Genomic DNA, 6436 nt, shown 5'->3' on the forward strand with positions numbered 1-6436 from the left:
CAGGGGCCCGCGCGGCGGCGCCGCCACGAAGGCGCGCTCGTCGGCAATGGCGTGGGCCAGGGCGCCGCGCACGCGGTCATATTCGCGGGTTTCACTGGCATCGGCTTGTGTGCCCGCGGCGACGGCCGGCGCCCCGCCGTCCAGTACGGCGGACAGCGCAATGGCGTCGGTCCAGCCCAGCCACAGGCTGAGGCGGTCGGAAAGCGACTGCTTCGATTCGGGGATATCGGCGTCTGTCAGGCGAGCCAGCAGGCGGATCAGTGTGGGGCCGCTGACACCTGTACGCCGGGGTACGTGCACCATACCGCCAGAGTCAAAAATCCGGCAGTTTACAGGGTGCGACGGGGGTTTGCCTGTTGTGGGCGGGAAACATGGGGACCTGGACGGGGCGAGTAAAACGTAACATTACGTAATGGCGCCGCATTTTCCTTGCCTATTCTTTAGAGTTACCGGATACGGAAACCCGGGGGATGGGCGATGCACGGCACGATTCCTATGGCTTGGCGTCTGGCGGGCACTGCAGGCATGGCGATATGGCTGGGCGTGGGGGCGCCCACGGCGGCCTGGGCCACCGAAGGCGCGCTGGGTCGCCAGATCACCGGCACGACGGTGCAGCCGAATGCCGGCATCGTGTCGCCCACGCCAGTGTCGGCCGTGAACCTGACGCAGATTTACCTGGACGGCAATATCCGTGGCAGCCGCGACGTGCCGATTGCCGGCGAAACCACCCTGGGCATGGACGGCGTAGTGGCATTTACCCTGGCCACTTTCCTGAAGACCTGGGACACCGGCTCCGGGAACTGGAACTTCGCGTCCAGCATCACGCTGCCTTACCTGTACAACAAGGTCGATGCCACCCTGAGCGGCCCGCAGGGCCGCGGCGCGTCACGCAGCGACACGGCCTCGAATCTGTTCGACCTGTATTTCAGCCCCATCATCGTGGGCTATCATTTTTCGCCGACCTCGCACATGGCGCTCAGCTTCAATGTGTGGGCGCCCACGGGCAAGTACGATACCGCCAGCCTGGCCAACCCCAGCCTGAACAACTGGACTTTCATTCCACAGGTGGCGTACACCAGGATCTTTCCCGAAGCAGGGTTCCAGTTCGACATGGTGACCAGCCTGCAGCTTTATACCCGCAACCGCGCCACCGACTATCGCAACGCGCCGGTGCTGGGGCTGGAGGCCATGGGGCGCAAGACGTTCGCCAACGGCTTCAGCGCCGGCCTGGTACTGGGCACCATCCAGCAACTGGGCAGCGACAGCGGCCCCCAGGCCGACCGCCTGAATGGTTTCAAGGGGCGCGATTGGGTGTTGGGGCCCGTACTGATGTACGACATGAAACTCGCGAACGACCGCGCGCTGTCCATGGGCGTGCGCTGGGTACCCACGATCAGCAGCAAGAACCGGCTGGACAGCAGCAGCACCTTCATGGCCAGCGCCACGCTGGTGTTTTGATCGATGATGGGCAGCCTGGCTCGATTTCTGAAGCGGAGCACGGGCGGGTTGGCGCTTGTTGCCGCGCTGTTGCCCGCCATGGCCTTGGCCGCCGAGTCCTCCATGCGTGACGCCGATGACGGCGCCTTCGACATCAGCAACCATTTGCTGGAGCGCAAGGGCGTCATGCCCGTGCCCGTGGTGATTACCGAGCCCGCGGTGGGCTATGGGGGCGGACTGATGCTGCTGTATTTTTCGGAATCGCTGGCCGAGGCCGGCGAAAAGGCCCGCGCCGAAGGCGGAACCATGGCGCCGCCCAATGTGACGGGCGTGGGTGCCCTGGGCACGGAAAACGGGTCGCGCGGCGCGGGGCTGTTCCATTTTCACAGCTGGGGCGGGGACCGCTATCGGTATTTGGGGGCGCTGGGGCAAGGCCGGTTGAACCTGGATTACTACGGCCTGCGCAACTATGGCCGCAGCTACGAATTGAAGGGCACCTTCCTGGTGCAGCAGTTGCTGGCCCGCGTCGGCGATTCCAGGTGGTTCGTCGGGCCGCGCTATACCTACTTCAGTTCCCGCACCCGGTTTACCGGCGAGGCCGCCACCGAACTGGACGTGGATGAGCGCCGGCGCAGCATCGGCAAGCTGGGCCTGGTCATCGACTACGACAGCCGCGACAACATGTTCTATCCCAACAAGGGCAGCTATGCCGAACTGGAAGCCCAGTTCGCGCGTGGCTGGCTGGGCAGTTCGCAGTCGTTCGAAACCTATCGCCTGCGCGGCTACACCTGGCTGCCCGTGCATCCCAAGTGGACACTGGGCCTGCGCGTGGACGGCCAGACCAGCAGCGGCTCGGTGCCTTTCTATGCGCAGCCCGACGTGGAACTGCGCGGCGTGGCGCGCGGCCGCTACCAGGACAAGACCGCGCTGGCCACCGAAATGGAACTGCGCTGGAACGTCACGCCGCGCTGGTCCATTCTGGGCTTTACCGGCGTGGGCAAGGCCTATGGGCGCTGGAAGTCTTTCAGCGAGGCGTCCAGCATTACCAGCGTGGGCACCGGGTTCCGCTACCTGATCGCGCGCAAGCTGGGCCTGGCGGTGGGCATAGATGTCGCGCACAGCCGGGACCAGAACGCTGTTTATATCCAGGTTGGCAGCGCCTGGCGGTGAGGGCGGCGATAAGCGGTCCGATCATGCCGGGCACGCCAACCGCGGTGATACATTGGCCGGACAGAGCCGGAGGCATTCATGGACACCAGGAGGGAAGATCGTGCGGGTGTGAGGTCAGCCTCGTGCGACATCGTGTTGGCGCAGCCATCAGGGGCGTTCGCGCCATCCGTAAGGGGGAAGGCTTGTGCTGGGGTAGCCGAAGTTGCGCGGCTCCAGGCCGGACTGAAACCAGCGGACGAAGGTGTACACGTCGTAGACGGGGATGCCCAGCTCGTTTTGCAGGCGCCAGGAATAAGGCGCCATGTTGTGGCATTCCAGCACCAGGGCACCCACTTCGGGATGCTTTCGCAGCATTTCGTGTCCCGCTGCGATAACGTCCTGCTCGGCCTTTTCGTAGTCCATGGAATCTTCATCGCCCAGAAGGACACGGGTGAATTCATGCCCGTTCTCAGTCCCCACGACAGGAGTGTCCAAGGGAGCGCCTACCGCGGCCATGTGTTCGCCGTCCAGCCGCGCGCCTTGCACCGTCAGCACGCCAACGCGTTTGCCGCGCGGCAGCATTGCCTGTACCAGGGGGATCTGCATTAGCGATGAACTGGCCACTGGCACTCCGGCGTAGTCGGCCAGGTCGTTCTGCAAAATGCCTAGAAATCCGCCGGTGGTGGTGATACCGTCGGCTCCTTCGCGGACCAGCTCACGAGCGGCGTCCAGGAAGGCCTGCTTCAGGCCCTTGCTTTTCTCGTGCACGACTACCCGGGCCGACGTGCCCTTGACCACCTTGTACAGTACGGGAAACGGCCATGTCGCGGCATGCCCCGTATCGCCGGGCACGCGTGGCCATTTGGTTTCCAGCATCAGGATGCCGACGCGCGCGCCGTAGACGGTTTTTCCTCCGGTGGCGTGGCGAGAGATCGCAGTCATGTTTCTTCCTTGAAGTTCAGCGTTATTGGGCGATCAGGTTTACTGACTTCGACAGCTCGCGCCATCGAGCCGTATCGCTGCGGATCATGTCCTCGAACTGGCGCGGCGTGCCGCCCCTGACTTCCAGGCCTTGAGGTCCGAGACGATTGCGCATGGCGGGTTTGTCGAGTTCGGCGTTTACTTGCCGGGAAAGCGTGTCTATCACTTTCTGCGGAGTTCCGGCAGGCGCCATCAGGCCGATCCAGAGTTTGGCGATAACGTTCTGGATTCCCAGTTCAGCGAATGTGGGTACGTCTGGCAGCGAGTCCAGGCGGCTTTCCGAGGCGACCGCGAGCGGGCGCACACGGCCGGCGTCGATCATGGGCTTGGCCGTGCTGACATAAGTGAACAACAGCGGGATCTGGCCGCCCGCAAGGTCGCCGATAGCAATTCCAGCCCCCTTATAGGGAATGGCCACGAACTTGGTTGCTGTTTCGTGCTGCAGCAACTCCAGCGCCAGGTGCGACACGCTGCCATTGCCGGTATGGGCAAAATCAATCGAACCTGGCGCGGCTTTGGCTGCCGCAATCAGTTGCTGTGCTGATTGGTAAGGAGAATTGGCGCTGGTGTACAGCACCGCCGTGCTGTCGGCGATGTGCACAATGGGAACCAGCTCCGCAGACGGGTCGTAGGGCAGTGAGGGATAGACAAAGGGTGCGACTGATACCTGGCCGCTGCTGGCCATCAGTAGCTGATAGCCGTCAGGTGCCTGCCGCACGGCTTTCGTGGTGGCGATGGTACCGCCGGCACCGCCCAGGTTCTCGATAATCCATGATTGACCGTTCGTCCTGCCGTAGGCCTCGCCCAGTGGACGTGCTACGGCATCCAGTGCGCCGCCTGGGGCGAAGGGGATCAGAACGGTGATGGGTTTCTGTGGGTACGTGTTTTGTGCGTTGCCGATGCCAACGACCATCAACACCGATGCCACAGTTCCCCCGGCGAGCATGCGTGCGACTGCTTGTAGAGCCTTCATTGCATATCCCCTTGCTGTTCTGGCCGCCAGCGCATTCTCAGGCGGCGGTATGTATGCAGCCCATGGTTCGAGCTCACGGCCACAGCCTAGCAAGCAAGCGAGCGCGGGCGCAGCTATCCGGCGTGCGTAATGGCCCGAGAAAGGGTAATTCCTAGGAGAACGTTAAGCATTGCTTAACTAAACGCAAGCGCAGCAAGGATGAACGGGGTTCTGCCAGGCTATGGACTGCCTTGGCCGGCGTGCGGTTGCCACAATAATGTCGGTTCCATGGCCAGCGCCGGGCCTACGGCGTCATTCATCATCTGCTCGGCCGCGCGCCGGATGAGGCCCGCGGCTCGGCGGCGGATGGCCGATGGCTCGTTGTCGCGGTATCCCAGATAAAACGTGCGTTCGGGCGGCGACAGGCGTTGGCCTTCGCGCGAATGCAACGATGACATTGCCAGGATCTGCACCTGGGGAATGAAATGCCGTACTTCCCAGAGACACAGGGGCGTGGTGATGGCGAACCCCATGCCCGATGACACCAGGCTCAGCATCGGACCGGCTGTATCGAACTCGAAAGTTCTGGGAATGTGGGCGCCCAGGAGGTTCAGGTACACATCGATATCATGGCCGATGACTGATCGGGCGCTGTACCGGATGAAAGGCAGGGTCCGGCCCAAGCCTTCCAGTGTGGTGCCCCGGTCGACTCGCGCATAGTTCGGCACGATGAGCAGATAGCGCTCGGAGAACAAGGCGTGCTTGCGCAGCGAGCCCTTGCCAACGGCCGGGCTGGTGGTCACCGTCATGTCGACCAGGCCCTTTTCAAGTTGCAGCTCCAGGTCCGGAGTCAGGCCTGACGACAAGCGGATCTCGGGCAAGCCTGCCCGGCCCAGGCCATCCAGCAAGCAGGGCGCCAGGGTGCTGGCGAAGGATTCCACCGTGCCGAATCGTACGATGCGACGTTTTTCGGCGTGGAATGCGCGCATGGATTCGCGCATGGCCGTGGCCTGGCGCAGCAGGCGTTCAGCCTGGTCGTACAGTTCGATGCCCGCCGTGGTGGGTTGCACCGGGCGCTGGCCACGGATAAGCAGTTCGGTTGCCAGGCCCGTTTCCAGCAGCTTCAGGCGTTGCGACACCGCTGCCCGGGAAATGGCCAATTGCCGTGCTGCTTGTGCCATAGAGCCCGCCTGCACGATGTATACCCAGGTCAGCAACAAGCTCCAGTCGGGGATGTCGCCAAAGTCATGATCGAAGACGGCTGGCGGGCGCGATACAGACATGGCAGCCTCGGGGAGTTGCGGCGCACGTGCGCCGGGGCAGGCCTCCCATGGCCACAGGACGATGGACGGCGTCCTATCATAAACACCCCCGCAGCCAGCGCTGCAGGTTTTCCACGAATATGCGCCGTACCCGCACCGCGTTTCCATCGGAAAACCCCGCGCTGTGCGGCGAGACGATCACGTTGTCCAGGTCCCACAGCGGCGACGCGGCGGGCAGGGGTTCGTGGTGGAACACGTCGAGGAAGGCGCCGCCCAGCCGGCCGGCCTGCAGGGCCTGGATCAGCGCGGGCTCATCCACGACATGGCCGCGCGCCACGTTGATCAGGCAGGCATGCGCGGGTAGGGCGGCCAGCAGGTTGGCGCTGACCAGGCCGCGCGTGGCGTCGGTAAGCGGGCAGGCCAGCACCAGCCAGGCCGTGCCGGGCAACAGGTCGCCCAACTGGCTGTAGCGCACGGTGCGCATGCCGGCGCCGGCGGGTTCGCCGCCATGGCGCGCCACTGACACTTCCAGGCCCAGCGCCTGCAGCAACTGCCCGATGCGCTGGCCGATGCCGCCCCAGCCGACCACCACGGCGTGCTGCCCTTCCAGGTCGCGCGGCATCAAGTCGTCCAGCAGCGGTTCCCAGCTGCGGCT

At 64.1% G+C, this 6436-nt stretch carries 7 protein-coding genes; 2 read left to right on the forward strand and 5 right to left on the reverse strand.

Annotated elements, in window-relative coordinates:
- Window positions 1-303 (reverse strand): DUF3348 family protein (locus LPZ50_RS19970; protein ID WP_230664209.1); only part of this gene is annotated, 303 nt, incomplete at its 3' end.
- Between the two features lie 192 nt (window positions 304-495).
- Between LPZ50_RS19970 and LPZ50_RS19975 the strand changes: the two genes are divergently transcribed.
- Window positions 496-1458: a SphA family protein gene (locus tag LPZ50_RS19975; RefSeq protein WP_230664212.1), complete on the forward strand. Its 963-nt coding sequence runs from the start codon at window positions 496-498 to the stop codon at window positions 1456-1458.
- A gap of 78 nt (window positions 1459-1536) precedes the next feature.
- A complete protein-coding gene (locus LPZ50_RS19980; RefSeq protein WP_419195618.1) occupies window positions 1537-2607 on the forward strand; it encodes a BamA/TamA family outer membrane protein in 1071 nt (356 codons plus the stop codon).
- A gap of 147 nt (window positions 2608-2754) precedes the next feature.
- Here the strand turns inward: LPZ50_RS19980 and LPZ50_RS19985 are convergent, their stop codons facing one another.
- From LPZ50_RS19985 to LPZ50_RS20000, 4 genes are all read right to left on the reverse strand, one after another.
- On the reverse strand, window positions 2755-3528 hold the full coding sequence (locus tag LPZ50_RS19985; RefSeq protein ID WP_230664218.1) for an aspartate/glutamate racemase family protein: 774 nt from the start codon (window positions 3526-3528) through the stop codon (window positions 2755-2757).
- Between the two features lie 22 nt (window positions 3529-3550).
- Window positions 3551-4540 carry a Bug family tripartite tricarboxylate transporter substrate binding protein gene (locus LPZ50_RS19990; protein ID WP_230664221.1) on the reverse strand — a complete coding sequence of 330 codons (990 nt, stop codon included), beginning with the start codon at window positions 4538-4540 and terminating at the stop codon, window positions 3551-3553.
- A gap of 218 nt (window positions 4541-4758) precedes the next feature.
- Entirely contained in the window at window positions 4759-5802 is a 1044-nt protein-coding gene (locus tag LPZ50_RS19995) for a LysR family transcriptional regulator (RefSeq protein WP_230664224.1), read from the reverse strand.
- Between the two features lie 76 nt (window positions 5803-5878).
- A partial coding sequence (locus LPZ50_RS20000; RefSeq protein ID WP_268903500.1) for an NAD(P)-dependent oxidoreductase occupies window positions 5879-6436 on the reverse strand: 558 nt, incomplete at its 5' end.

Origin of the sequence: Bordetella petrii (assembly GCF_020991325.1) — a bacterium.
In the GTDB taxonomy this organism is placed as follows: Bacteria; Pseudomonadota; Gammaproteobacteria; order Burkholderiales; family Burkholderiaceae_B; genus Bordetella_A; species Bordetella_A petrii_E.